The 24939-nt window shown below is 66.3% G+C and carries 22 protein-coding genes, 1 tRNA gene and 1 pseudogene; 10 read left to right on the top strand and 14 right to left on the bottom strand.

Annotation, left to right across the window (positions count from 1 at the left end; genetic code table 11):
* Positions 1 to 41: 41 nt before the first annotated feature.
* Together LIG30_RS07430 and LIG30_RS07425 are read right to left on the bottom strand one after the other, a co-directional pair.
* Positions 42 to 116, bottom strand: a tRNA-Arg gene (locus tag LIG30_RS07430).
* Positions 117 to 264: 148 nt separating this feature from the next.
* Complete coding sequence (locus LIG30_RS07425; RefSeq protein WP_038710914.1) at positions 265 to 447, bottom strand: rubredoxin; 183 nt, start codon at positions 445 to 447, stop codon at positions 265 to 267.
* Positions 448 to 634: 187 nt separating this feature from the next.
* On the opposite strand from LIG30_RS07425, the gene LIG30_RS07420 reads away from it, so the two are divergent.
* From LIG30_RS07420 to LIG30_RS07400, 5 genes are all read left to right on the top strand, one after another.
* A complete protein-coding gene (locus tag LIG30_RS07420) occupies positions 635 to 1039 on the top strand; it encodes a DUF4399 domain-containing protein (RefSeq protein ID WP_038710927.1) in 405 nt (134 codons plus the stop codon).
* A gap of 139 nt (positions 1040 to 1178) precedes the next feature.
* On the top strand, positions 1179 to 3122 hold the full coding sequence (locus LIG30_RS07415) for an ATP-binding cassette domain-containing protein (RefSeq protein WP_038710913.1): 1944 nt from the start codon (positions 1179 to 1181) through the stop codon (positions 3120 to 3122).
* A gap of 239 nt (positions 3123 to 3361) precedes the next feature.
* Positions 3362 to 5344: a DNA topoisomerase IV subunit B gene (parE, locus tag LIG30_RS07410; RefSeq protein WP_038710912.1), complete on the top strand. Its 1983-nt coding sequence runs from the start codon at positions 3362 to 3364 to the stop codon at positions 5342 to 5344.
* 134 nt (positions 5345 to 5478) lie between these two features.
* The gene (gene parC, locus LIG30_RS07405; RefSeq protein ID WP_038710909.1) at positions 5479 to 7797 is read left to right on the top strand and encodes a DNA topoisomerase IV subunit A; all 2319 of its coding nucleotides are present in this window, start codon (positions 5479 to 5481) and stop codon (positions 7795 to 7797) included.
* 194 nt (positions 7798 to 7991) lie between these two features.
* The gene (locus LIG30_RS07400; protein WP_038710908.1) at positions 7992 to 8450 is read left to right on the top strand and encodes a CopD family protein; all 459 of its coding nucleotides are present in this window, start codon (positions 7992 to 7994) and stop codon (positions 8448 to 8450) included.
* A gap of 107 nt (positions 8451 to 8557) precedes the next feature.
* Here the strand turns inward: LIG30_RS07400 and LIG30_RS07395 are convergent, their stop codons facing one another.
* The 6 genes from LIG30_RS07395 to LIG30_RS07370 form a co-directional block, all read right to left on the bottom strand.
* Complete coding sequence (locus LIG30_RS07395) at positions 8558 to 9754, bottom strand: chromate transporter (protein WP_038710907.1); 1197 nt, start codon at positions 9752 to 9754, stop codon at positions 8558 to 8560.
* A 172-nt stretch (positions 9755 to 9926) separates the two neighbouring features.
* Positions 9927 to 12266: a bifunctional diguanylate cyclase/phosphodiesterase gene (locus LIG30_RS07390; RefSeq protein WP_038710905.1), complete on the bottom strand. Its 2340-nt coding sequence runs from the start codon at positions 12264 to 12266 to the stop codon at positions 9927 to 9929.
* 170 nt (positions 12267 to 12436) lie between these two features.
* Positions 12437 to 13321, bottom strand: coding sequence for a PhzF family phenazine biosynthesis protein (locus LIG30_RS07385; protein ID WP_038710903.1), 885 nt, complete (start codon positions 13319 to 13321; stop codon positions 12437 to 12439).
* A gap of 13 nt (positions 13322 to 13334) precedes the next feature.
* The gene (locus LIG30_RS07380; RefSeq protein WP_038710902.1) at positions 13335 to 13793 is read right to left on the bottom strand and encodes a RidA family protein; all 459 of its coding nucleotides are present in this window, start codon (positions 13791 to 13793) and stop codon (positions 13335 to 13337) included.
* Positions 13794 to 13832: 39 nt separating this feature from the next.
* Complete coding sequence (locus LIG30_RS07375) at positions 13833 to 15014, bottom strand: aminotransferase-like domain-containing protein (RefSeq protein ID WP_038710900.1); 1182 nt, start codon at positions 15012 to 15014, stop codon at positions 13833 to 13835.
* Between the two features lie 135 nt (positions 15015 to 15149).
* Positions 15150 to 16058: a DMT family transporter gene (locus tag LIG30_RS07370; protein ID WP_038710899.1), complete on the bottom strand. Its 909-nt coding sequence runs from the start codon at positions 16056 to 16058 to the stop codon at positions 15150 to 15152.
* Positions 16059 to 16160: 102 nt separating this feature from the next.
* Between LIG30_RS07370 and LIG30_RS07365 the strand changes: the two genes are divergently transcribed.
* Positions 16161 to 17618 (top strand): aminotransferase-like domain-containing protein, encoded by a 1458-nt coding sequence (locus LIG30_RS07365; RefSeq protein WP_038710898.1) that lies wholly within the window; start codon positions 16161 to 16163, stop codon positions 17616 to 17618.
* A 113-nt stretch (positions 17619 to 17731) separates the two neighbouring features.
* Here the strand turns inward: LIG30_RS07365 and LIG30_RS26100 are convergent, their stop codons facing one another.
* Both LIG30_RS26100 and LIG30_RS07360 read right to left on the bottom strand, forming a co-directional pair.
* The gene (locus tag LIG30_RS26100; RefSeq protein ID WP_152986030.1) at positions 17732 to 17995 is read right to left on the bottom strand and encodes a hypothetical protein; all 264 of its coding nucleotides are present in this window, start codon (positions 17993 to 17995) and stop codon (positions 17732 to 17734) included.
* A complete protein-coding gene (locus LIG30_RS07360) occupies positions 17992 to 18450 on the bottom strand; it encodes a DUF2778 domain-containing protein (protein ID WP_038710926.1) in 459 nt (152 codons plus the stop codon). The genes LIG30_RS26100 and LIG30_RS07360 overlap by 4 nt, the downstream gene beginning before the upstream one ends.
* Before the next feature lie 252 nt (positions 18451 to 18702).
* Between LIG30_RS07360 and htpG the strand changes: the two genes are divergently transcribed.
* Genes htpG through LIG30_RS07345 form a run of 3 tightly spaced genes read left to right on the top strand, consistent with a single transcriptional unit; the run spans position 18703 to position 21673 of the window.
* Positions 18703 to 20601 carry a molecular chaperone HtpG gene (gene htpG, locus LIG30_RS07355; RefSeq protein ID WP_038710896.1) on the top strand — a complete coding sequence of 633 codons (1899 nt, stop codon included), beginning with the start codon at positions 18703 to 18705 and terminating at the stop codon, positions 20599 to 20601.
* Between the two features lie 8 nt (positions 20602 to 20609).
* Positions 20610 to 21197, top strand: a complete 588-nt coding sequence (locus LIG30_RS07350) for a chorismate--pyruvate lyase family protein (protein ID WP_038710895.1) — start codon at positions 20610 to 20612, stop codon at positions 21195 to 21197.
* Positions 21197 to 21673: a DNA-deoxyinosine glycosylase gene (locus LIG30_RS07345; RefSeq protein WP_038710894.1), complete on the top strand. Its 477-nt coding sequence runs from the start codon at positions 21197 to 21199 to the stop codon at positions 21671 to 21673. Before LIG30_RS07350 ends, LIG30_RS07345 begins: the two co-directional genes overlap by 1 nt.
* 118 nt (positions 21674 to 21791) lie before the next feature.
* On the opposite strand, the gene LIG30_RS07340 is transcribed toward LIG30_RS07345, so the two are convergent.
* Together LIG30_RS07340 and LIG30_RS07335 are read right to left on the bottom strand one after the other, a co-directional pair.
* Positions 21792 to 22379 carry a hypothetical protein gene (locus LIG30_RS07340; protein ID WP_051994906.1) on the bottom strand — a complete coding sequence of 196 codons (588 nt, stop codon included), beginning with the start codon at positions 22377 to 22379 and terminating at the stop codon, positions 21792 to 21794.
* Between the two features lie 33 nt (positions 22380 to 22412).
* Positions 22413 to 22973 (bottom strand): hypothetical protein, encoded by a 561-nt coding sequence (locus tag LIG30_RS07335; RefSeq protein ID WP_038710892.1) that lies wholly within the window; start codon positions 22971 to 22973, stop codon positions 22413 to 22415.
* Positions 22974 to 23181: 208 nt separating this feature from the next.
* On the opposite strand from LIG30_RS07335, the pseudogene LIG30_RS07330 reads away from it, so the two are divergent.
* Positions 23182 to 23547 (top strand): annotated as a pseudogene (locus LIG30_RS07330) (DNA-deoxyinosine glycosylase); the annotation flags it as partial.
* A gap of 101 nt (positions 23548 to 23648) precedes the next feature.
* On the opposite strand, the gene LIG30_RS26095 reads toward LIG30_RS07330, so the two are convergent.
* Both LIG30_RS26095 and LIG30_RS26090 read right to left on the bottom strand, forming a co-directional pair.
* Positions 23649 to 24176 (bottom strand): hypothetical protein, encoded by a 528-nt coding sequence (locus LIG30_RS26095; protein ID WP_152986029.1) that lies wholly within the window; start codon positions 24174 to 24176, stop codon positions 23649 to 23651.
* Positions 24177 to 24499: 323 nt separating this feature from the next.
* On the bottom strand, positions 24500 to 24874 hold the full coding sequence (locus tag LIG30_RS26090; protein WP_152986028.1) for a hypothetical protein: 375 nt from the start codon (positions 24872 to 24874) through the stop codon (positions 24500 to 24502).
* Between the last annotated feature and the right edge of the window lie 65 nt (positions 24875 to 24939).

The following is a 24939-nucleotide window of genomic DNA, read 5'->3' as shown; positions in this document are numbered from 1 at the left end:
GGGCGCGGGGGAGGGGGACGTGCGGGGACGTGAAAACCGGCTGGTCCCCCCGACAGGAATCGAACCTGTATCTAGCGCTTAGGAGGCGCTTGTTCTATCCATTGAACTACGGGGAGCCTGCATATCCGGCAAGTTGCGCGCGAGTCGCATGCCGGGCAGCGGAGTGGACAGCGCGCAAAGTATAGCAAATGCGCACGCGCCGGCGCACACGACGCGACTTGCAAACACGCGAGCCGCACATTGCGCGCGGCTCGCGGCTCAAACTCAGAAATCGACGATGACGAAATCCGACTTGCCGACGTCGCACAGCGGGCAGCGCCAGTCGTCCGGGATGTCGGCGAACCGGGTGCCGGCCGCGATGCCCTCGTCGGGCAGGCCTTCCGCTTCGTTGTAGATCCACCCGCAAATCAGGCAGACCCAGCTCTGGTATTCAATCACTTCGCTCATGTGGCGCTCTGGATGATGGGAACAATATGGGGCCGCCGCAGGCCAAAGCCCGCAGGCGAAAGACGCAATGGTAACGGAATTTCGCCGATCTACGCCGCAACGTCGTTTTAAACGTGCGCATCGCGAGCATCGCGTATGCGGTATGCTTCGTGGGCCTGTCAAGCAGAAGGAGATAACGATGATGACAATGATCAACCGCAAGTGGATTGCAGGCGCCGCGTGCGCGGTGGCGCTGGCCGTCTCGCCGGCCGCGTGGGCCGAGGCGCGCGTGTTCTTCGTCGCGCCGCAGGACGGCGCAACGGTGTCGAACCCGGTGCACGTGAAGTTCGGCCTCGAAGGCGCGGCGCTGCGGCCGGCCGGCGACATGGCGCCCGACACCGGACATCATCACCTGCTGATCGACGGCAAGCCGCTGCCGAAGGGCGAGGTGATTCCCGCTACCGACCATTCGCTGCACTTCGGCAAGGGCCAGACCGAGACCGACCTGACGCTGCCGCCCGGCCAGCACTCGCTGACGCTGCAGTTCGGCGACGGCGCGCACCGCTCGTACGGTCCGGAAATGAGCCAGACCATCACCATCAACGTGAAGTGACGCGTCGCGCGCGTGGCGGCCGCCGCCTCGCGCGCGACGCGTCAAGCCGGCCGTTCGCGCTCATCCGTTCGGCCACGGCGGTGGCGAGGCTCGCCACCGGTACAATGAGCGCTTCCGATTTCTCTTCGCCGTCTTCCCCATGTCGCTCTATTCCATTACCGGCGCGCAGCTCGCGTTCGGTCACGTCGCATTGCTCGATCACGCCGACTTCTCGCTCGAGGCCGGCGAACGCGTCGGCCTGATCGGCCGCAACGGCGCAGGCAAGTCGTCGCTGCTCAAGATCGTCGCCGAGATCGCGAGGCCGGACGACGGCCTCGTCACGCGCCAGCAGGATCTCGTGACCGTCTACGTGCCGCAGGAGCCGGAATTCGAGCCGGGCGCGAGCGTGTTCGACGCGGTGGCGTCGGGCCTGACCGGCACGCGCGCGCTGCTCGACGAATACGACACGATCGTCCATCGGCTCGCCGACACGCCCGAAGGCGCCGAGCACGACGCGCTGCTCGCGAGGATGAACGCGCTGCAGTCGTCGCTCGACACGACCGACGCATGGAACTGGCGCACGCGCGTGTCGACCACGCTCGCGCAGATCGGCCTCGACGGCGACGCGCGCGTCGACGCGCTGTCCGGCGGCATGCAGAAGCGCGTGGCGCTCGCCCGCGCGCTCGTCGTGCAGCCCGACGTGCTGCTGCTCGACGAACCGACCAACCACCTCGATTTCGACGGCATCCGCTGGCTCGAGAACCTGCTCGTCACGCAGCGCGCGGGCCTGCTGTTCATCACGCACGATCGCGCGTTCCTCGATCGCGTCGCGACGCGCATCGTCGAGCTGGATCGCGGCCGCCTGCTGTCGTATCCGGGCAATTTCTCCGCGTACCAGACCCGCAAGGCGCAGCAGCTCGAAGTCGAGCGCGTCGAGAACGACAAGTTCGACAAGCTGCTCGCGCAGGAAGAAGTGTGGATCAGAAAGGGCGTCGAGGCGCGCCGCACGCGCAGCGTCGGCCGCATCGCGCGGCTCGAGCAGATGCGCCACGAGCGCGCCGAGCGCCGCAACGCGCAGGGCAACGTGAAGCTCGACGTCGCGCAGGGCGAGAAGTCCGGCAAGATCGTCGCGGAGCTGACCGACGTGACGAAGCGCTACGACGGCCGCACGGTCGTCGACCGCTTCTCGACCACCGTGATGCGCGGCGACAAGATCGGCTTCATCGGCCCGAACGGCGCGGGCAAGACCACGCTGCTGAAGCTGATCCTCGGCGAACTGTCGCCCGACGAGGGCACGGTGCGCACCGGCACCAACCTGCAGGTCGCGTACTTCGACCAGATGCGCGCGCAGCTCGATCAGGAGAAGAGTCTCGCGGACACGATCAGCCCCGGCAGCGAATGGGTCGAGATCGCCGGCAACCGCAAGCACGTGATGAGCTATCTCGGCGATTTCCTGTTCGCGCCGGAGCGTGCGCGCTCGCCGGTCAAGTCGCTGTCGGGCGGCGAACGCAACCGGCTGTTGCTCGCGCGCCTGTTCGCGCGTCCGGCGAACGTGCTGGTGCTCGACGAGCCGACCAACGACCTCGACATCCCGACGCTCGAGCTGCTCGAAGAGCTGCTGACCGACTACGACGGCACGGTGCTGCTCGTCAGCCACGACCGCGCGTTCCTCGACAACGTCGTGACGTCGGTGATCGCGTCCGAAGGCGACGGCCGCTGGCGCGAATACGTCGGCGGCTTTACCGACTGGCAGATCCAGCGCGATCGCGCGGAGCAGCTCGCGCAGCAGGACGCCGCAAAGCGGGCCGCGAAGGAAGCGCCGGCCGCCAGGGACGAGCCGGCGAAGGGTGCGGCGGGGCGCAACACGCAGCGCGCCGTGAAGCTGTCGTTCAACGAGCAGCGCGAACTGGACGCGCTGCCCGACCGGATCGCCACGCTGGAGGAAGAGCAGAAGACGATCGGCGCGCAGCTCGAGGACGGCTCGATCTTCGCGAAGGACGCGCAGGAAGGCGCGCGCCTGACCGAGCGGTTCGCCGCGATCGACGACGAACTGCTCGCCGCGCTCGAACGCTGGGAGACGCTCGAGGCGAAGCGCAAGCCCTGACGCGCGCCGGCGGCCAGCGCGCTCGCGCGGCGCGCAATTCATCGGATGGCGCGCCGCACGGAACCAGTAAAATACGCCGCGTTTCGGGCCGCGCGGCTGCGCGCCGCGCGCCCGCTTTCGAAGCACTCCAAGCACAGCGTTGTTTCGATTCGCTTTTTTGCGGAACGCAACGTTTTGTCCACGACGTTATCCACACGAGGTGTGGACAATGTCCCGATGAATGACGAACCTCATCGCCTATGTCAACGAAGAAGCCCAGCGCGGCCTATAGCGAAGCATCGATCAAGGTGCTCAAGGGTCTCGAGCCGGTCAAGCAGCGGCCCGGCATGTACACCCGTACCGAGAATCCGCTGCACATCATTCAGGAAGTCATCGACAACGCATCCGACGAGGCGCTCGGTGGTTACGGCAAGCAGATCACCGTGACGCTGCATGCGGACCAGTCGGTGTCCGTCGAGGACGACGGCCGCGGCATTCCGTTCGGCCTGCACCCGGAAGAGGGCGTGCCGGTCGTCGAGATCGTGTTTACGCGCCTGCACGCCGGCGGCAAGTTCGACAAGGCCGCGGGCGGCGCGTATACGTTCTCCGGCGGCCTGCACGGCGTCGGCGTGTCGGTGACGAACGCGCTCGCGACGCGTCTCGACGTGACGGTCTGGCGCGACGGCAAGGTCGCCGGGCTCGGCTTTGCCGACGGCGACGTCGTGAAGCCGCTCGCGACGCAGGCCGCGGGCCGCGGCGAGAAGAAGTCGGGCACGCGCGTGACCGTGTGGCCGAATCCGAAATACTTCGATTCGCCGAACCTGCCGCTCGGCGAACTGCAGCGCTTGCTGCGCTCGAAGGCGGTGCTGCTGCCGGGCGTCGAAGTCGTGCTCGTCAACGAGAAGAGCGGCGAACGGCAGAGCTGGCGATACGAGGACGGCCTGCGCGGCTACCTGCTCGAAGGCATGAACGGCAGCGAGCTGCTGATCCCGCTGTTCGAAGGCGAGCGTTTCGCCGATTCGCGCTCGGGCGACGATACCTTCGCCGAAGGCGAGGGCGCGTCGTGGGTCGTCGCGTGGAGCGAGGAAGGGTCGCTGGTGCGCGAGTCGTACGTGAACCTGATCCCGACGCCCGCCGGCGGCACGCACGAATCCGGCCTGCGCGACGGCCTCTACCAGGCGGTGAAGAGCTTCGTCGAGCTGCACAACCTGCAGCCGAAAGGCGTGAAGCTGCTCGCGGAAGACGTGTTCGCGCGCGTGTCGTTCGTGCTGTCCGCGAAGGTGCTCGACCCGCAGTTCCAGGGGCAGATCAAGGAGCGGCTGAACAGCCGCGACGCGGTGAAGCTGGTGTCGTCGTTCGCGCGCCCGGCGCTCGAACTGTGGCTCAACCAGCACGTCGAGCATGGCAAGAAGCTCGCCGAGCTCGTCATCAAGCAGGCGCAGGCGCGCACCCGTGCGGGCCAGAAGGTCGAGAAGCGCAAGAGCTCCGGCGTCGCGGTGCTGCCCGGCAAGCTGACCGATTGCGAGACGGAGGACATCGCGCGCAACGAGCTGTTCCTCGTCGAGGGCGATTCGGCGGGCGGCTCGGCGAAGATGGGCCGCGACAAGGAATACCAGGCGATCCTGCCGCTGCGCGGCAAGGTGCTGAACACCTGGGAAACCGAGCGCGACCGCCTGTTCGCGAACAACGAGGTGCATGACATCTCGGTCGCGATCGGCGTCGATCCGCACAGCCCGGACGACAGCGTCGACCTGTCGAACCTGCGCTACGGCAAGATCTGCATCCTGTCGGACGCGGACGTCGACGGTGCGCACATCCAGGTGCTGCTGCTCACCCTGTTCTTCAAGCACTTCCCGCAACTGATCGAGCGCGGCCACGTGTTCGTCGCGCGTCCGCCGCTGTTTCGCGTCGACGCGCCCGCGCGCGGCAAGAAGCCCGCGCAGAAGCTGTATGCGCTCGACGACGGCGAGCTGGAGGCGATCCTCGACAAGCTGCGCAAGGACGGCGTGCGCGACACGCAGTGGAGCATCAGCCGCTTCAAGGGCCTCGGCGAAATGAGCGCCGAGCAGCTGTGGGACACGACGATGAACCCCGATACCCGCCGCCTGATGCCGGTGAAGCTCGGCGATCTCGACTACGAGTCGACGGTCGCGCGCATGACGATGCTGATGGGCAAGGGCGAGGCGGCCGCACGTCGCGGCTGGCTCGAGGAAAAGGGCAACGAGGTCGAAGCGGATATCTAAGCGCCTCCGGGCCCGGCACGCCGGGCTTGCCCCCGACGGGGGCAGGAAAGCCGGGCGCCCCGGTTTTTCCTGCGGAGCGCGGCCGGGCGTGATGCCCGGCCCGAACGCGCGCCACACACGAACACGGAATTCAGATGGACGACAACACTCCCGATCTCTTCGCCGGGCCGGACGCGCCCGGGAGCGACGCGCTGACGCTCGGCAACTATGCGGAGCAGGCGTATCTCAGCTATGCGGTCAGCGTCGTGAAGGGCCGCGCGCTGCCGGACGTCTGCGACGGCCAGAAGCCGGTGCAGCGCCGGATTCTCTTTGCGATGAACGAAATGGGCCTCGCCCCGGACGCGAAGCCGGTGAAGTCGGCGCGCGTCGTCGGCGACGTGCTCGGCAAGTATCACCCGCACGGCGACCAGTCCGCGTACGACGCGCTCGTGCGCCTCGCGCAGGATTTCTCGCTGCGCTACCCGCTGATCGACGGGCAGGGCAACTTCGGCTCGCGCGACGGCGACGGCGCGGCAGCGATGCGCTACACCGAAGCGCGCCTGACGCCGATCGCGAAGCTCCTGCTCGACGAGATCGACCAGGGCACGGTCGATTTCATGCCGAACTACGACGGCTCGTTCGAGGAGCCGAAGCTGCTGCCGGGCCGCCTGCCGTTCGTGCTGCTGAACGGCGCGTCAGGCATCGCGGTCGGCCTCGCGACGGAGATTCCGTCGCACAACCTGCGTGAAGTCGCGGCGGCGGCGGTCGCGCTGATCCGTCATCCGCATCTGACGCACGCGGAACTGATGACGTACATCCCCGGCCCGGACTTCCCGGGCGGCGGGCAGATCATCTCGAGCGACGCGGAAATCTCGGCGGCCTACGACGGCGGCCGCGGCAGCCTGAAGGTGCGCGCGCGCTGGAAGATCGAGGATCTCGCGCGCGGCCAGTGGCAGCTCGTCGTCACCGAGCTGCCGCCGAACACGTCGGGCCAGAAGGTGCTCGAGGAAATCGAGGAGCTGACCAATCCGAAGCTCAAGCTCGGCAAGAAGACGCTGACGCCCGAGCAGCTCAACACCAAGAAGGCGATGCTCGACCTGCTCGACGCGGTGCGCGACGAGTCGGGCAAGGACGCGCCGGTGCGGCTCGTGTTCGAGCCGAAGTCGCGCACGATCGACCAGACCGAGTTCGTCAATTCGCTGCTCGCGCATACGAGCCTCGAATCGAACGCGGCGCTGAACCTCGTGATGGTCGGCGCGGACGGCAGGCCGGGCCAGAAGGGGCTGCTGACGATCCTCGGCGAGTGGGTCCGGTTCCGCCAGGTCACGATGACGCGGCGCTGCCGCCATCGTCTCGGCAAGGTCGACGACCGGATCCACATCCTCGAAGGCCGGATGATCGTCTTCCTGAACATCGACGAGGTGATCCGCATCATCCGCGAATCGGACGAGCCGAAGGCCGCGCTGATGAGCGCGTTCGGGCTGACCGAGCGCCAGGCCGACGACATCCTCGAAATCCGTCTGCGTCAGCTCGCGCGGCTCGAGAAGATCAAGATCGAGAAGGAGCTCGAGGCGCTGCGCGACGAGAAGGCGAAGCTCGAGGAGCTGCTCGCGAACGAAAGCGCGATGAAGCGGCTGATGATCAAGGAGATCGAGGCGGATGCGAAGCAGTACGGCGACGACCGCCGCACGCTGATCCAGCAGGAAAAGCGCGCGACCTTCGAGACGAAGGTGGTCGACGAGCCGGTGACGGTCGTCGTGTCGCAAAAGGGCTGGGTGCGTGCGCTCAAGGGCCACGGCCTCGATCCGGCGAGCTTCTCGTTCAAGGCGGGCGACAGCCTGTATGCGGCATTCCAGTGCCGCACGCCGGACCGGCTGATCGCGTGGGGCAGCAGCGGCCGCGTGTATTCGGTCGACGTGTCGGTGCTGCCGGGCGGGCGCGGCGACGGCGTGCCCGTCACGTCGCTGATCGAGCTCGAATCCGGTTCGCACCTGATGCATTATTTCGCGGCGCCGGCGGAGCAGGCGCTCCTGCTCGCGTCGAGCAACGGCTTTGGCTTCATCGCGAAGATCGGCGACATGGTGAGCCGCCTGAAGGCCGGCAAGGCATTCATGACCATCGATCCGGGCACCGTGCCGCTTGCGCCGATGCCGGTGCTGCCGAACGCGTCGCAGGTCGCGTGCCTGTCGAGCGGCGGACGCCTGCTCGTGTTCGGCATGGACGAGATGAAGACGCTGTCCGGCGGCGGGCGCGGCGTGATCCTGATGGCGCTCGACGACAAGGAGACGCTCGTGCAGGCGGTCGCGATCGATCCGGCGGGCGTCGTGCTCACCGGCGCCGGCCGCGGCGGCAAGGCGCAGGAGGACAGGCTGTCCGGCGACGCGCTCGCGTCGCACGTCGGCAAGCGCGCGCGCAAGGGCCGCGCGCCCGACACGAAGCTCAAGGTCGGCGGGCTGCGCCCGGTGCTCGGCTGACGGCGGCTCGACCGCCCGGATGACCGGAACACACGGCCGCTTTGGCGGCCGTGTGTTTTTTTGCGTACGACACATCGCGTACACATCTCGCGCCTGCAAAATAGTATGAGATTTCGGTCGCGGGCTGAACTGCGCCGCCGCACCCGGGTCGAACGTCGCTCGCCACGCTTTCAATCGATAACAGGATCCTCGCCATGTCCCACGCTATTTCCGTCGCGTTGTTTCTCCATCTGCTGGCCGTCGCGGTGTGGGTGGGCGGGATGGTGTTCGCCCATTTCTGCCTGCGGCCGGCGCTGTCGGATCTGTCGCCGCAATTGCGCCTGCCGCTCCTCGAGGCGGTGTTCGGCCGCTTCTTCAACTGGGTTGCGGCCTCGGTGATCGTGGTCCTGCTCTCCGGCGGCTTCCTGCTGGGGCGCTTCGGCGGTGTGCATGCGACCTGGCCGCTGCACGCGATGGCGGGTCTGGGCGTCGTGATGATGCTGATCTTCGGCCATGTCAGGTTCGCGCTGTTTCCGCGCATCCGTCGCGCCGTGCAGGCGCAGAAGTGGCCCGACGGCGCGCGCGCGGTCAATGCGATGCGCCTGCTCGTCGTCGTCAATCTCGTGCTCGGTGTCGTGACGGTCGGTGCTGCCGTCCTGGCGCGCGGCTTCTGACCTGAATCGCGGGCGCGGCGTGCTGTCGCGCCTCGCGCACCCGCGCACCCGCGCACCCGCGCCGCCGCACCGTCGCACCGTCGCACCGCCGCTGAGCGTGGCCCGCGTCAGTGCGCGGCCGTCCAGAGCCACGCGCAGCACGCGAGCGCGACCGCCGCGTAGACCACGTAGACGGGCAGCCTGAAGCGCGCGAAGCACAGCATCGCGAAGCCGCCTGTCAGCCAGTAGACCGGGGCGCCCGGCACGCGGTGCAGGATCTTCACGACCGCGACCAGGAGGAAGCCGGTAGTCGCCGCCCGCAGCAGGCGCATGCCGTGCTCGAAGCGCGAATGGTGCTTGAGCCGGAACAGATGGCGGTGCGCGAACACGACGAGGCAGCCGGACGGCACGAACAGTGCGGCGGTGGCGAGGAGCGCGCCGCGCCAGCCGTCGGTCAGGTAGCCAAGAAACGGCACGACGTTCAGCAGCGGTCCCGGCGAGACCGGCGAGAGCGCGAACGCGAGCGTGAAGTCGTAGTCGGAGATGCCGGTTTCCGGCGTGACGAACAGCGCCTTGAGCACGGGCAGCGCGGAGAAGCCGCCGCCGAACAGCGTCATGCCGGCGCCGGCGAGCCGCGGCCAGAGCAGCGTCGCCTGATAGTCGCCGGGCAGCGGCAGCGCGAACAGCGCGACGAACAGCGCGAGCAGCACCAGCAGGTTGCGGTCGCGCGCCGGTAGCGACAGCGCGAGCGAGTTGTCCGCGGCCGGCCCGGTCAGCCAGCCCGCCGCGAACGCGGCACACAGAATCACGACGAACGCGGCGGGGCTGTGCGCGACCGCGAGCAGAATCGTCGACAGCGCCGCGATCGCCTGCTCGAGCGGCGCGCGCACCAGCGTGCGCAGTTGCCTGACCCACGTGACGCCGATCAGCGCGGCCAGCACCATGCTGAAGTGATTGAGGATCACGGGCGCCGCGAGCGAGCGCACGACCGGGGTGCGGTAGAAGACCGCGAACAGCGTCATCATCACGAAGAACGGCAGCACGCTCGCGAGTCCGGCGATCCATGCGCCGGCGCGGCCGTGCAGCGTCTCGCCGACCTGCACCGCGACGTTGCAGCCGACCGGGCCGGGCACGAGCCAGGCGAGCGCGACGAAGTCGGCGAACGCGTGCGGCTCGATGCGCCGCATGCGGTGGACGTAGTGGCGCTCGAGTTGCGCCATCATCGCAAGCCCGCCCCACGACATCGCGGAAATGCCCGCGACGACCTTGAACAAGGCCCACAGGGATTCCGGCTCCCCGCGCTCGGCGGCTGGAAGGCTCATCATGACAGTGGCTTGCAGGTTTCCGGCGATACGTGGCCATCGACGTATCGGACGGGGCATTGTGCGACTCGCTGCCTGTCGCTTCCATGCGCGAAAACGCTAGGTCGGCAACCGGTGACGGGCAATGCGCAATCGGCTGAGGAAACGATGCCGCGCCACGCGCGGTGCGGGGCCCTCAGCTGCCCGTGCCGCCGGCCGCGCGGCGCGCTGCCGCGTGCGCGTGGTCGTCGCGCACGCCGTAGCGGGCGAGCAGCGCGGGGATGCTGCTGGCGCGCACCGGGCGCGAGAACAGGAAGCCCTGCGCCTCGACCTCGCCGAGTGCCGACAGCCACGCGATCTGCTCCTCGGTCTCGGTGCCTTCGACGACGACCGTGAGGCCAAGCGCGCGCGCGAGGTGCACGATCGACGACACCATCACGCACACGCTGCGGTCGTGCGGGATCGCCTGCACGAACGAACGGTCGACCTTCAGCGTGTCGACGGAGAAGCGATGCAGATAGGACAACGACGAGTAGCCGGTGCCGAAGTCGTCGAGTGCGATCCGGATGCCGAGTTGCTTGAGCGCGAAGATCTTCTCGGAGACGAGCTCCGGATACTCCATCATCGCCGTCTCGGTGATCTCGATCTCGAGGCGGCTGGCCTCGATGCCCGTGTCGTGCAGCGTGCGCGAGATCGTGTCGATCAGGTCGCCGCGCCAGAACTGCACCGGCGAGATGTTGACGGCCAGCGTCAGCGTGTCGTGCCCTTCGTCGCGCCAGCGCGCGAGCTGCTCGCACGCGGTGCGGATCACGAAGTCGCCGATCGGCACGATGAGGCCCGTCGATTCGGCGATCGGAATGAATTCGTTCGCCGAAATGATGCCGTGTTCCGGATGATCCCAGCGGGCAAGGGCCTCGAAGCCGGTGACGTGGCGATGGGTGAGATCGATTTTCGGCTGATACGCGAGGAAGAGCTGTCCGTCGGCGAGCGCGACGCGCAGTTGCTGCTCCCAGCGCATCAGATGATCCGCGCGGTGCGACAGGTGTGGCGCGTAGAACTGGTAGCAGTTCTTGCCGGCGTCCTTCGCGCTGTACATCGCGAGGTCGGCCTTCTTGAGCAGGTCGATCTCGCTTTCGTTCGCGACCGTGTGCAGCGCGATGCCGATGCTCGCGTGCAGCACGAACGCGCTGCCGCGCACGTCGAACGGCACGCCGAACATCCGGATGATCTCTTCCGCGAGCCGCACCGCGCGCCGCTCGACGTCGTCGCCTTTCATCACGACGACGAACTCGTCGCCGCCGATGCGCGCGAGCGTGCCTTCGTCGCCGACCGCGTCGGACAGGCGCGACGCGGTCATCTGCAGCACGATGTCGCCGGCGTTGTGCCCGAGCGTGTCGTTGACGGTCTTGAAATTGTCGAGGTCGATGAACAGCAGGCCGAGCCGCGACAGGCTCGCGGGCATCGACACGTCGTTGCGCAGCGCGCGCAGCGCCGCGTAGCGGTTCGCGAGGCCGGTCAGCAGGTCGAATTCGGCGAGCTGGGTCATCTCGCGCTCGCGCCCGAGCAGCTTGCCGATCAGGCCCGTCGCCACGCCGAAGAACGCGAGCATCGCGAGCGTGATGAAGCTCGCCATCAGCAGATAGACGTTGCGCGTGTGGTTGTAGTCGGCAAGTTCGTCCGCCTGCGACAGGCCGACCATCACGGCGAGCGGATAGCCGTCGAGATGGCGGTACGACACGATACGGGTGACGCCGTCGATCGGGTCGGGACTCACGCCCGCGATCCGTCCCGCGTCCGGATAGACGCCCGATGCGGAGAACGCGCCCGGCGCATCGTGGCGCGTGCCGGTGCGGCGCGCGAGCACGGCGCCGGTGTCGGAGACGACGGCGATCACGCCGTCCTTGCCGATCGCCGCGATGTTGTAGAAGTCGTTCGTGAAGTAGCTCGGATTCTCCGACACGACCACGACGCCTGCGAAGCTGCCGTCGGGATTGTTGAGCCGGCGGGTCATCTGCAGCGTCCACTGGCCCGACACGCGGCCGAGCACCGGCCTGCTGATGTAGAGCTGGTCGTCGTTGCGGCTCAGGTGCACCTTGAAGTGCGCGCGGTCGGACAGGTCGATGGGCTTCGGCTGGCGCTCGGCCGTGCTCGCGAGCAGGATGCCTTTCGCATTCAGGAGCGACACCTGGATCAGCGTGTCGCTCGGCACCACGCCTTTCTCCACGGTGCTCGCGAGATTGAAGCGCGCGGGCGACTTCTCGAATTCGAACTTGACGAAGCGGGTGATCTGGTCGACCTGGTGGATACCCTTGATCGTGTGCTGCTCGAGCGCGGACGACAGGATTGCCGCGGCCGCGGTCGCCTCCTTGTACGCGCTGTCCTTCTCGACCGAGAGCCGCACGGTGATGACCGCCCAAAGCAGCGCGAGCGCGAGCGTCCCGAGCAGCGGAATCGCGAACAGCGCGCGGCGGCGCGACTTGCGCGTCGCGCGCAGCGTTCGCGCCGGCGGCGAAAGGGAGTTCCGGGCCGAGCTCATCGAAAAGGGGCGGCGTCCTGGCTCGCATGCGCCATCCTGCCGGATGGCCAACTATAGGGGTCGCGTTTCGCGACGGATTACGCCGGATATTACTGAATGGTCGGCTTTTGCGATACCCGGACTTAGCAGAGGGGCGGCTCGCCGGCGCAGGTGCTGACCGGCGTGAAATATCAGCCGGGCAGCCGGAACGTGCCGTCGACCACGGTTACGGCGCTTCCGCCGATCCAGATCGTGCCTTCCGCGTCGTCATATTCGACGAACACCCGGCCGTCGCGGCCAATCGCCGTGCCCTGGCGGGCGGTGTACGACGCGCCCGGGCGGCGCGCCTGGCGCGTGAGCAGCCCGGCCAGCGCGGCGTTCGCGCTGCCGGTGACAGGATCTTCGCCGATTCCGAAGCCGCCGCCCGTCATCAGGCAGCGGATCTCGAAGGTCGCGGGGCCGCCCGGCGCATGGGGTGCGTAGGCGGCAAGCCCGTGCGTGCCGTAGCGATGCGTGAGCGCCTCGAGCGCCGCCGTGTCGGGCACAAGGCCGATGCATGCGTCGGGCGAGTTCAGCCGCACGACGAGCCACGGCGCGCCGTTGTCCACCGCGCACGGCGCGGCGCTGAAGTCGATGTCCGCCGTGCGCAGTGCCGCCGCGAGCACCGGATAGTCGGCCTCGGCGAGCGGCGTGACGCGCGCGGGCGGCGCCGCGAATGCCCACCCGTGAGCCTGTTGCCGCAGCGCCACCTGCCCGACCCCGCACTGCTGGACCAGCCGCCCCGGCGCGCGCGGCTTTGCGCCGCTTTCGACGAACGCGTGCGCGCTGCCGAGGGTCGGATGGCCGGCGAACGGCAGCTCGCCGCCCGGCGTGAAGATCCGCACGCGGTAGTCGGCGGCGGGATCGGTCGGGGTGCAGAGGAAGGTCGTTTCCGACAGGTTGGTCCAGCGCGCGATCGCCAGCATGTCGTCGTCGCCGAGCGCGTCGGCGTCGAACACCACGGCCAGCGGATTGCCCTTGAACGGCACCGACGTGAAGACGTCGACCTGCTTGAAGCGGACGCGGCGGGCGGACATGCTGGCGGTCGCCTTACGCGACTTCGGCGATCAGCTCGATCTCGACGCACGCGCCGAGCGGGATCTGCGCGACGCCGAACGCCGAGCGGGCGTGCTTGCCCGCGTCGCCGAACACTTCGGCGATCAGCTCGGACGCGCCGTTCGTCACCAGGTGCTGCTCGGTGAAATCGAGGGTCGAGTTGACGAGGCTCATCACCTTGACGATGCGCGTGACCTTGTTCAGGTCGCCCGTGTGCGCGTGCAGCGTGGCGATCAGGTCGATCGCGATCGCGCGTGCCGCCGCCTTGCCTTCTTCGGTCGCCAGGTCGGCGCCGAGCTTGCCGGCCCAGACCTTGCCGTCCTTCTTCGCGATGTGGCCCGACAGGTAGACCGTGTTGCCGCTTTGCGCGCTCATCACGTAAGCGGCCGCCGGGGCGCTTGCGGTCGGGAGCTCGATGCCGAGCGACTTCAGGGTGTCGTAGACGTTTGCCATGCTTTCAATTCCTGGTTGTGAAGCGTGAATGGGGGGCGTTCAAAGACGCTCGCGCAGCAGTTTACCGAGGCGCGCGACGCCTTCTTCGATTTTTTCCGGCGGCACCGTCACGAACGACAGACGCAGCGTGTTCTGCTGCGGGTCGTTCGCGAAGAACGGCGCGCCCGGCACGAATGCGACGTGGTTCGCGACCGCCGTTTCGAGCAGCTTCATGCTGTCGATCTGCTGCGGCAGCGTCACCCAGATGAACATGCCGCCTTCCGGGCGGTTCCAGCTCACACCTTCCGGCATGTGGCGCGCGAGCGCGTCGAGCATCGCGTCGCATTGTGCGGCATACAGCTGGCGGATCGTCGGGATGTGCTCGTCGAGGAAGCCGTCCTTGATGACTTCGTGCGCGATGCGCTGCGTGAGCGTCGGCGTGTGCAGGTCGGTCGCCTGCTTGGCCTGCACGAGCTTGAAGTGCAGTTCCTCGGGGGCGATGATGTAGCCGATCCGCAGGCCCGGCGCGAGCACCTTCGAAAAGGTGCCGAGGTGAACGATGTGGTCGGGCGCCATCGACAGCATCGTCGGCAGCGGCTCGCCCCGGTAGTTCAGCGCGCCGTACGGATCGTCCTCCAGCACCGGGAACGGGCTGGTCTGCGCGAACGCGGCGAGCGCGCGGCGGCGCTCGACGGGCAGGCGGCGGCCGGTCGGGTTCTGGAAATTCGGCTGCGCGTACAGGAGGCGCGCGCCTTGCGTCAGCGCCGGCGTGAGGCCTTCGGGCAGCAGGCCGGCGTCGTCGGTCGGCACCTGCACGTAGCGCGGCTCGTACAGCGAGAACGACTGCAGCGCGCCCAGGTAGGTCGGGGTTTCGACGAGGATCGGGCTGTCCGGATCGATCAGCGCCTTGCCGAGCAGGTCGAGCGCCTGCTGCGAGCCGGTGGTGACGAGCACTTGCGACACGCGCACGCTGTAGCGCTCGGCGATCCACTCGCGCAGCGGCAGGTAGCCTTCCGTTGCGCTGTACTGCAGCGCGGCGGCGGGCGCGTCGCGCAGCACGCGGTCGGCGGCGGCGCGCATGCGCTCGGCCGGGAACGTGGCGGGCGCGGGCAGGCCGCCGGCGAACGAGATGACTTCGGGGCGCTCCGTGACTTTCAGGATCTCGCGGATCGCAGAGCTGGTGAGCTTGCGGGCGCGTTCGGAAAGTTGCCAGTGCGGCGGGTGCAGGTCGCTCGGGTTCATAGTCTCCTCGTTCGGGTTTCGTGGTCAGTCAAAGATCGGCCGGACAGGCCGCTTCGAAGGGGCCGGGTAGGCCCGGTCGACGGCGACCGGTCAGACGTGGCCGGTTAGGCAAAACGGTTATTATCGCTCGCCAATTCAGCTTGCGCGAGCGGGTTGCGGGGCCGTGCTCACCGCGGTGCGGCGGCCGAGCATCACGGTCGCGATCACGGCGGCGGCGAACAGCCAGGTCGACGGCGCCACCGTTTCGCCGAACAGGCACGCCGAGAACGCGATCGTGAAGAAGATCTGCAGCAACTGCACCTGGCCGACGCGGGCGGTGCCGCCCATCGCGAGGCCCGCGTACCACGCGAAAAAGCCGATGAATTGCGAAAAGAGGGTCACGTAGCCGAACGCGAGCCAGGTGCGCGGCGCGAGCGGGCCGGGGTGCGCGGCGTGGTGCGCCCAAGCGAGCCAGCCGACCGGCAGCACGAGGAACGGCGCGGACACGACGAGCGCCCAGCAGATCACCTGCCAGCCGCCGATCTGGCGGGCGAGGCGCGCGCCTTCGGCGTAGCCGAGCGCGCCGATGCCGACCGCGACGAGCATCAGCAGGTCGCCCGCCTGCGGCGTGCCGCCGCCGTCGCGCAGCGCGAACGCGACGACGAGCGCGCTGCCCGTGACGGCGCTCGCCCAGAACGCCTTCGACGGCCGCTCGTGCGACAGCCACGCGGCGTACAGCGCGACGAACAGCGGCTGCAGGCCGTTGACGACCGCGCCGTGCGATGCGGGGACGCTTTTCATCGCCCATGCGGAGAACACCGGATACGCGACGATCACGCCGGCCGCGACGAGCGCGAGGCTCTTGAGTTGCGCGCGCGTCGGCAGCGCTTCGCGGCGCCACCAGAGCAGCAAGCCGGCGGGAACCGACGCGGCGAGCGCGCGGCCGAGGCCGTTCAGCAGCGGATGCAGCTCGGCGACGACGACGCGGGTCATCGGCAGCGTCAGGCTGAAGATCATCACGCCGATCAGGCCGAGCAGCATGCCCCGGGTTTCGCGCGAATTCATGTCGGTCGGGCCTCCTGGCTGGATCGGCCAACTGTAGTCTCGCAGACCTGAACAGTAACGGTACAATCGGCGCGATACTCTTCGGTACAGTTGGAGCCCGCGATGTCCACCGTCCCACTCGCCCAGATCCCGGCGCCGCACGACACGGCGACGCTCACGCTCGTCGACCAGCTCGTGCAATGGGCGCGGCGGCGCATCGACGAGCGCGTGTTCCGGCCCGGCATGCGGATGCCGTCGATCCGCAAGCTCGCGATCGACAAGAGCGTGTCGCGTTTCACCGTCGTCGAGGCGTACGAGCGGCTCGTCGCGCAGGGCTACCTGGACTCGCGGCGCGGCTCCGGGTTCTACGTGCGCGAGCGGATCGCGGGCCCGCAGCCGGTCGACGCGCTCGCGCGCGGGGCCGAGGCGGCGCCGGTCCACAACACGATCGACGTCGTCTGGCTGCTGCGCAACATGCTGCACACCGTCAGCCCGGAAAAGGGGCCGGGGCTCGGCTACCTGCCGGGCCGCTGGCTCGACGGCGAGCTCATCACCGGCGCGCTGCGCGGGCTCGGGCGGCAGGCCGGCGCGCAGATGCTCGGCTACGGCAGCGCGCAAGGCTTCCTGCCGCTGCGCCAGCAGCTGCAGACCCGCCTCGCGGAGCTGGAGATCGGCGCGACGCCCGACCAGCTCGTGCTGGTGTCCGGCATCACGCAGGGGATCGACCTGATCTCGCGGATCTACGTGCGGCCGGGCGATGCGGTGATCGTCGGCGATCCCGCGTGGTTCCAGATGTTCGGCCGCTTCGCGTCGCAGGGCGCACAGCTCGTCGGCATGCCGTATACGCCGGACGGCCCGGATCTCGACGCGCTCGAGACGCTCGTGCAGATGTGGCGTCCGAAGATGCTGGTGATCAATTCGGTGCTGCAGAACCCGACCGGCACGTCGCTGTCGGCCGCGCAGGCGTTCCGCATCCTGCAGCTCGCCGAGACCTACGATTTTCTGGTGGTCGAGGACGACGTGTACGGCGACCTGTGCCCGCCGAGCTACCCGGCGACGCGGCTCGCGAGCCTCGACCAGCTCAAGCGGGTGATCTTCCTCGGCAGCTACTCGAAGACACTCGCGCCCAACCTGCGGGTGGGCTTCGTCGCGTGCGCGCCGGAAATCGCGAAGGCGATCACCGACCAGAAGATGCTGGTCGGCATGACGACGCCCGAGCTGAACGAGCGGGTGCTGTACAAGGTGCTGACGGAGGGGCATTACCGCCGCCACGTCGAGCGGCTGCGCGCGCGGCTCGACGGCGTGCGCGACAAGACCGCGCGGATGCTCGAGCGCGCGGGCATGCGGCTGTTCACGATGCCGGCGGCGGGGATGTTCCTGTGGGCCGATACCGGGGTCGATTCCGACGCGCTCGCGGCGGCCGCACACGAGGCGGGCTTCCTGCTGACGCCGGGCAGTTTGTTCTCGCCGCAGCAGTCGCCGTCGACGTGGACCCGCTTCAACGTCGCGAACTGCGGCGATCCGGCGCTGCCGGGCCTGCTGTCGCGCTACGTGGATTCGGTCGCGCGGCGGGCATCTTGAGTCGGGCGGGGTGGCCGAGACCGCTCAGCTCTCTCGCTGACACGGTCATGAAGCCAGCCGAGTTGCCAGCGGAACGGGCCATCGACAATGTCTTTCGAGACGGGGTTGATCGATCAATTGTGCCTCCATCGGAAAAGCCGCCAGCAGGCGAATGTGAGGAGGCTGACGATCAGCACGGAGGCAATCAGCGAATAGTAAAGGTCGACGTCTCCTGACGATTCGCAGTCGTGCGCGCCGAAAAGTCGATCCAGCCAAAGCGAGAAGGCAAGCGGCGGTGAAGGGATCAGGTCGGGATGCCGAATCCACCAATAGGTCAACGCAAGCGACGCAAACGCAATCCAGACAACGGCGGCGGTGATTCGGGCGAGGCGCTTCATTGCACGGTCACCATCCCATATGCGCGCAGCATGCTTCCGGGTATCGGATGCAGTCCGTTGTTGACTAGAAGCGCCCGCATGTGCTGGAAGTCGCTTTCGTTGTCGATGACGATGCATCCCCGGCTGATCCCGCGAGGTCCGCGAGGATGCAGGCGGAACTGGCCGCGCTGCACGTCGTCACAGAGCGTGGAGTCGTCGATCGATCCGTCGGCCGCATAAAGCGCAAACCACTCGGACTTTCCGCCGAAACTGTCATGCAGCCACCCGAGCCTTCCTCCGGAACGCCTGTCGACAACGTAATATTGTCCGGGTGGAATCGGCCCGAAATCTGCGAGACAACCGGCCGCCCTGACATTAACGTAAGGCGGAAGTCCCGAAAACGCCGGCAGAGAGAGTTCGCGAATCCGGAACATGCTGATCGGCTGGTTATTGAGTTCGAAGCTGCACTGAATCATGTGGTCTCCAGTATGGCTGCTGATGCGAAATTTCATCAAATTGCAAGCGGCAGAGCCATCGGATCAGTTCGAATTAGCATGGAGCAGTGCTCAGTTTTGAGCGAAATTTCGGGGCTCGTTCGCACATCCGGCTCGAACGCGAGTCGCACGAAGCCCTTGAAATCCTGTGGCCCGTCCCCAAGTAGCCGCCCAATGCCTGCCCCGCATGTCGCACCCGGCGCCACACCATTCAAGTAAGAGGAAACCACACCCATGACACAGCAGACGATGAGCTTTCAGGCAGAGGTCAAGCAACTCCTCCACCTGATGATTCATTCGCTTTACAGCAACAAGGAAATCTTCCTGCGCGAACTGGTGTCGAACGCGTCCGACGCCGCCGACAAGCTGCGCTTCGAGGCGCTCGCGAACAACGCGCTGTACGAGAACGATCCGAACCTGCGCATCCGCATCGCGTACGACAAGGCCGCGCGCACGGTCACGCTCGACGACAACGGCATCGGCATGAGCCGCGACGAGGCGATCGCCAATCTCGGCACGATCGCCCGCTCGGGCACCAAGGAATTCTTCGCGAAGCTCTCCGGCGACCAGCAGAAGGATGCGGCCCTGATCGGCCAGTTCGGCGTCGGCTTCTACTCGGGCTTCATCGTCGCCGACCGGATCACCGTCGAGACGCGCCGCGCCGGGCTGCCGGCGTCGGAGGGCGTGCGCTGGGAAAGCGCGGGCGAGGGCGACTTCACGGTCGACGCGATCGAGCGCGCGCAGCGCGGCACGACGATCACGCTGCACCTGCGCGCGGACGAGGACGAGCTGCTGTCCACCTATCGCCTGAAGTCGATCATCCAGAAGTATTCGGACCACGTCGGCCTGCCGATCCTGATGCAGAAGGAAGAGTGGGACGCCGACAAGGGCGAGATGGTCCGCAAGGACGAGGACGAGACCGTCAACCAGGCGAGCGCGCTGTGGACCCGCTCGAAGAGCGACGTCACCGACGAGCAGTATCAGCAGTTCTACCAGCACCTCGCGCACGACCACCAGAACCCGCTCACGTGGACGCACAACCGCGTCGAGGGCCGCAGCGAGTATACGCAGCTGCTGTACGTGCCGTCGCACGCGCCGTTCGACCTGTGGAACCGCGACTATCGCGGCGGCCTGAAGCTGTACGTGAAGCGCGTGTTCATCATGGACGACGCCGAGCAGCTGCTGCCGCAGTATCTGCGCTTCATCAAGGGCGTCGTCGATTCGGCCGACCTGCCGCTCAACGTGTCGCGCGAAATCCTGCAGGAAAGCCGCGACGTGAAGGCGATCCGCGAAGGCGTGACGAAGCGCGTGCTGTCGATGCTCGAGGAGCTGGCGGGCGCCGAGGACGATGCCGGCAAGGACAAGTACAAGACCTTCTGGAACGCGTTCGGCCAGGTGCTGAAGGAAGGCGTCGGCGAGGATCAGGCGAACCGCGAGCGCGTCGCGAAGCTGCTGCGCTTCGCGACGACGCACGGCGAGACCGACGAGCAGAACGTGTCGCTCGCCGATTATGTCGCGCGCATGAAGCCGGAGCAGGACAAGGTCTACTACGTGACCGCCGACACCTGGCAGGCCGCAAAGAACAGCCCGCATCTCGAAGTGTTCCGCAAGAAGGGCGTCGAGGTGCTGCTGCTGACCGACCGCGTCGACGAGTGGATGCTGTCGTTCCTGCAGGAATTCGACGGCAAGGCGCTCGCGAGCGTCGCACGCGGCGACCTCGATCTCGGCGCGGTGAACGACGACGAGAAGAAGGCGCAGGAAGAAGCGGGCGAGGCGATCAAGCCGGTCGTCGAGAAGATGAAGGAAGCGCTCGGCGACAAGGTGAAGGACGTGCGCGTCACGTTCCGCCTGACCGATTCGCCGTCGTGCCTCGTCGCGGACGACAACGACATGAGCGGCTACCTGCAGCGGATGCTGAAGGCGGCCGGCCAGACGGCGCCGTCGTTCCAGCCGATCCTCGAGATCAACCCGGAGCATGCGCTCGTCCGGCAGCTCAACGCCGACAGCGCCGACTTCGGCGACTGGTGCCATCTGCTGTTCGATCAGGCGCTGCTCGCCGAGGGCGGGATGCTCGACGATCCGGCGAGTTTCGTGAAGCGGACCAACGCGCTGCTGCTGTCGCGTTCGGCGTGAATGCGCGGATGCGGTTCGATGCCGCGCAGTCGGGCTGGCGCGACGTGCCGCGGCCCGGCTGCACGGTCGCGCAGCACGACTGGCTCACGCGCGGCGGCTCGCTGACCGCGCATCTGGCGCGGCTCGGCCGCGTGACGGTGCGGGTGACGCGCGAGGCGGTCGACTGTCCGTGGTTCGACGAGCATACGGCGCTGGCGAGCGCGCCGCGCACGCCGGTCTGGGTGCGCGAGGTGATCCTGTCGGTGGACGGCACGCCGTATGTCGCCGCGCACAGCATCGCGCCGCTTTCCGCGAGCAAGGGCATCTGGCAGACGATGCGGCGGCTGCGCACGCGGCCGCTGGCGGAGCTGCTGTACAGCGATCCGCAAGTCGAGCGCTCCGCGCTCGTGAGCCGGCGCGTGATCGCCGGCCATCCGCTTTACGCGCTCGCGAGCCACGCGCTCGGCGGCGCGCGTGCGCCGCACGCGTTCGCTGCGCGGCGCTCGGTGTTTCAGCGCCACGGCGCGCCGCTGATGGTGACGGAATGCATGCTGCCGGCGCTGTGGGGGCATCTGGCCGTGCATGGCGACGGGCCTGCGGCGCGCGAGGCGGCTTGATGTTGCGCGGTTTTCCGCCGGTCGTCGGGCCGGGCACGCATACGCTGATCCTCGGCAGTTTTCCCGGCGAGGCGTCGCTCGCGGCCGCGCAGTATTACGCGCATCCGCGCAATCAGTTCTGGCGGTTGCTGGGCGCGGTGTTCGACGAGCCTGAATTGCATGCGCTTGCGTATGACGCTCGGCTCGAACGCCTGTTGACGCACGGCATCGGCATCTGGGACGTGCTCGCCGCATGCCATCGCGAAGGCAGCCTCGATTCGGCGATCCGGCATGCGAAGCCGAACGACTTCGATTCGTTGAGAGAGCATGCGCCATTGTTGAAGAGAGTCTGCTTCAACGGCAAGACGGCCGGACGGTTTGCGGAAGTGATCGGGGCTGCCGGGTATGAAACGCTTGTGCTGCCGTCGTCTAGCCCAGCGAACGCGACGCTTTCTTTCGATCAGAAGCTCGTCTTTTGGCAGGGAATTCGCTGGTGACTGAGGCGGCGAATCCTCATTCCAGGATCCGTAGCGTCGCGCTCGACTCGTTCGAATCGAGCGTGAGCAGTGCGGTGCAGCCAAACCGTCGTTCGTTTCAGCTGCGCCGTGCCTGTACCTATTTTTGCAATTCGGGCGCCTTTGCCAGTGCGGATTGCAGCTTGGTCACCGCATCGGCCGTTGCAAGTTGCCCGGCAAGACTGAAGTTGTGTTTGAACTCACTGAACTCCGCGTGGCCGGTACCCGTGACGTCCGTGGTAACCACGGTCTGACCGCTCGGGTCCGCGACTGTGCAGGCGAGCGTGACAGAGAAATCCGTGGGCGGCCACGTGAATGGGCTGTGGGACGACGACGTCGTCTTGATCGTCGGCGTGATCACGTAATCAAGATGCTTGGCCTGGATCGTTGCTGCATCCGGCGCGCTCTTGAGCTTGGTCACATTCTTGAATACGTGGCCGAGACCAACGTAAATCGGCAATTCAAGGTCGTGGTAGGGGCGATAGCTCACCTTGTCGCCTCCCCCGCCGGGCGTAATCACTTCCCGCGCCAACTGATCGTCCGTGATGACGAGGCCCACCGTCTTGTCGACCGGCGATGTCGCAAGGGCCGGAATCTTGTTCGCGTCGCCGGTCAGCGAAATTTCGTGCGCACATCCTGATAATGCCGCGACCACGGTTGCTGCTGCAATCATTCGAATCAATGCCATTTTGCTTGGTCTCTCGTCGTGTGGTTGGTAACGTTATTGAATTGCCGCGAGGAAGGCGGGATCGGCGTATAGCTCGCCGAGCAACTTCTGCACGGCGAGCGGATATTCTTCGCGTGCTTTCGGTACGGCAATCATTGCCGCGAACGCCGAATCCCATTGCGTGTGCGCGGATTTGACCTGGTCGTAGCGCACTGCGCCGGCGCGCATCACGATGAAGCGCGCCGACAGTCTCGCAGCGCCGGTTGCCACGCCGACGTCGATGTCGTTTTCCAAAAGTGTCGCCTTGATCTCGACATTGCTTTGCGGAGAGAGCTTGCCGGCCATCAGCAATTCCTTCGTCATCGCATCGGCAAGGTATGCGCCGAACGAATCCCCAACCGGGGATTTCATCAGGTTTGCGCGCAATGGGACCGGGTACCGATTGGTGGTATCCGAACGGGATTCGAACGGGCCGATTTTCGCGTGCGCGGTCGTGGCGCTCTTGAGTGACTGAATGTTGTCGACAGCGGGGGAATACGGCGGAGCAACCATCGAACAAGCGGCCAATAACACAATCGGCGTGACCAGGCCGACTGCACGGATAACGTTGCGCATATTTGAATTACCTTTAATTATTAAAATCTGCTTACAGGTCGGTGGGTATGAGCGTGAGGTCTTGTCTGGCGGAATTCGATTTGGCCTCCGATCGGGAATATCGGCACGGAACCGCGAATCTTGAATCGAACGGAAACGACGCACCGGGTCCAAGGTGGGCTGGCGAGCCGATGTGGTTCTGGTTCGATGTCAAATTGACCAAAACCTCAATCAGTTCTGGCGATTGCTGGGCGCGGTGCTCGATGATCCTGAATTGCATGCGCTTGCGTATGACGCGCGGCTCGAACGCCTGCTGACGCACGGCATCGGCGTCTGGGACGTGCTCGCCGCATGCCATCGCGAAGGCAGTCTCGATTCGGCGATCCGGCATGCGAAGCCGAACGACTTCGACGCGCTGCGCGAGCATGCGCCGTTGCTTAAGAAGGTGTGTTTCAACGGCAAGACGGCGGGGCGGTTCGCCGAGGTGATCGGGGCGGCGGGCTATGAAACGCTCGTGCTGCCTTCGTCGAGTCCGGCGAAGGCAACGCTGTCGTTCGAACAGGAGCGCTCGTTTTGGCAGGAGGTTCTCTCCTGAGGCCGAATTTTCGAAGTCGCGGAGGGCGAGTCCCGGCCGTTACGCCGCATATCCCCTTTCGCGCATCCGCTGACAGAGTGAGGTGATGGCGGGTTTATGACTTATTCCGGGAACTTGACGTCCAGGCGCGCAGCAATGCCGTTTGAGTTGCTCAAAGTGCAATGCCTTCCGATCTCCACCATATTCATGGCAATGACCATTTGCTTCCGTTCTTCAAATGTGGAATTTGGAATTTTGTTATTTAGTGAGTTTGCCTGATCTTCGATCTCTTTGTCGCTTAACTTGTCGTAAAATTGACTGATCGGTTCGCATTTGAGGTGGATCGGGTTTCCGTAAAACAGGCCGTTAATGCCATTTGTTGTTTCGTCATCAATTCCTTTGACGATTGAAACTCCTGCAGTGCGAATGGTGTAAACGTCGTGTGCAAAAAGGCCGTTTGCGACGCACAACTCAAATGCTGATGGGTTGCCATCCGGACTGGTCATTGGCTGGCAAATATTTTTCCCGGATTCCGCCATCAACATCGGCGTTGAGAATGTCGATGCGGTTTGGTTGGGTTCTGCTGCACTGCTGATAGAAAGCGCAGTCAACCCGACAACACCGATGGCAGTCGTGAGAGCTTTTTTCATTACGTGGTCATGATATTTCAATGTTGAATTCATGTTTCGAGTCATGCAAATTCGACGCTTTCATCCGATCGGAAGCGTGTGATGTTGCAGGCAATCCACTGCTGACTCTGCTTCGGCGCAGCGAATTCTGGTTGCCGACAACATAGTCGCGGCGAACCGTCTGACCGACGACAGATTCGCTTAAATTGAGCGCCGACAGTGCGGCGCGGCCGGACCGACGTTTCAGTCGCGCTTGAACTCGCCAAACGCCGTACGGCCGATATCCGTCACGTCTTCGGTGTCCACGGTCTGACCGCTTGATTCCGCCACCGTGCAGGCGAGCGTCAGCGAGAAATCCATGGGCGGCCACGTGAGGCGACGCGGGGCGACGACATCATCTGGATCGTCGGCGTGATGACATAACCAGATGCTTGCCCTGAATCGTTGCTGCGTCCGGCGCACCCTTGAGCTTGGTCACCTTCCTGAACACGTGGCCGAAGCGGATGTAATAGGGCCAGATTTGATTGCATCCGCCTGAGATAACGGCACGGACCGGCGAATCTTGAATCGTGCAGAAACGATGCCCGGGATCTGATGCGGGCTGGCCGTTCAGGGCAGTTCCGCTTTGATGTCAAATTGGCCAAAACATCAATCAGTTCTGGCGGTTGCTGGGCGCGGTGCTCGACGACGTTGCCGCTGCCGCGTTCGATGTCGATCATGACTTTTCTCCTTTTGCGTGCGCTTTGGCCGCTTTCAGCGCTCGCGAATCAGGCCGATCTTCCGG

This window comes from Burkholderia sp. lig30 (assembly GCF_000687455.2).
Lineage (GTDB): Bacteria > Pseudomonadota > Gammaproteobacteria > Burkholderiales > Burkholderiaceae > Burkholderia.
Note: the sequence above shows the minus strand (reverse complement) of the source record. Positions and strands in the feature narration are given on the sequence as shown.

Coding starts and splice junctions, on each gene's coding strand:
- LIG30_RS07425 (WP_038710914.1), bottom strand. CDS start 447: ATGAGCGAAGTGATTGAATACCAGAGCTGGGTCTGCCTGATTTGCGGG.
- LIG30_RS07420 (WP_038710927.1), top strand. CDS start 635: ATGATCAACCGCAAGTGGATTGCAGGCGCCGCGTGCGCGGTGGCGCTG.
- LIG30_RS07415 (WP_038710913.1), top strand. CDS start 1,179: ATGTCGCTCTATTCCATTACCGGCGCGCAGCTCGCGTTCGGTCACGTC.
- parE (WP_038710912.1), top strand. CDS start 3,362: ATGTCAACGAAGAAGCCCAGCGCGGCCTATAGCGAAGCATCGATCAAG.
- parC (WP_038710909.1), top strand. CDS start 5,479: ATGGACGACAACACTCCCGATCTCTTCGCCGGGCCGGACGCGCCCGGG.
- LIG30_RS07400 (WP_038710908.1), top strand. CDS start 7,992: ATGTCCCACGCTATTTCCGTCGCGTTGTTTCTCCATCTGCTGGCCGTC.
- LIG30_RS07395 (WP_038710907.1), bottom strand. CDS start 9,754: ATGATGAGCCTTCCAGCCGCCGAGCGCGGGGAGCCGGAATCCCTGTGG.
- LIG30_RS07390 (WP_038710905.1), bottom strand. CDS start 12,266: ATGAGCTCGGCCCGGAACTCCCTTTCGCCGCCGGCGCGAACGCTGCGC.
- LIG30_RS07385 (WP_038710903.1), bottom strand. CDS start 13,321: ATGTCCGCCCGCCGCGTCCGCTTCAAGCAGGTCGACGTCTTCACGTCG.
- LIG30_RS07380 (WP_038710902.1), bottom strand. CDS start 13,793: ATGGCAAACGTCTACGACACCCTGAAGTCGCTCGGCATCGAGCTCCCG.
- LIG30_RS07375 (WP_038710900.1), bottom strand. CDS start 15,014: ATGAACCCGAGCGACCTGCACCCGCCGCACTGGCAACTTTCCGAACGC.
- LIG30_RS07370 (WP_038710899.1), bottom strand. CDS start 16,058: ATGAATTCGCGCGAAACCCGGGGCATGCTGCTCGGCCTGATCGGCGTG.
- LIG30_RS07365 (WP_038710898.1), top strand. CDS start 16,161: ATGTCCACCGTCCCACTCGCCCAGATCCCGGCGCCGCACGACACGGCG.
- LIG30_RS26100 (WP_152986030.1), bottom strand. CDS start 17,995: ATGAAGCGCCTCGCCCGAATCACCGCCGCCGTTGTCTGGATTGCGTTT.
- LIG30_RS07360 (WP_038710926.1), bottom strand. CDS start 18,450: ATGATTCAGTGCAGCTTCGAACTCAATAACCAGCCGATCAGCATGTTC.
- htpG (WP_038710896.1), top strand. CDS start 18,703: ATGACACAGCAGACGATGAGCTTTCAGGCAGAGGTCAAGCAACTCCTC.
- LIG30_RS07350 (WP_038710895.1), top strand. CDS start 20,610: ATGCGGTTCGATGCCGCGCAGTCGGGCTGGCGCGACGTGCCGCGGCCC.
- LIG30_RS07345 (WP_038710894.1), top strand. CDS start 21,197: ATGTTGCGCGGTTTTCCGCCGGTCGTCGGGCCGGGCACGCATACGCTG.
- LIG30_RS07340 (WP_051994906.1), bottom strand. CDS start 22,379: ATGGCATTGATTCGAATGATTGCAGCAGCAACCGTGGTCGCGGCATTA.
- LIG30_RS07335 (WP_038710892.1), bottom strand. CDS start 22,973: ATGCGCAACGTTATCCGTGCAGTCGGCCTGGTCACGCCGATTGTGTTA.
- LIG30_RS26095 (WP_152986029.1), bottom strand. CDS start 24,176: ATGAAAAAAGCTCTCACGACTGCCATCGGTGTTGTCGGGTTGACTGCG.
- LIG30_RS26090 (WP_152986028.1), bottom strand. CDS start 24,874: ATGATCGACATCGAACGCGGCAGCGGCAACGTCGTCGAGCACCGCGCC.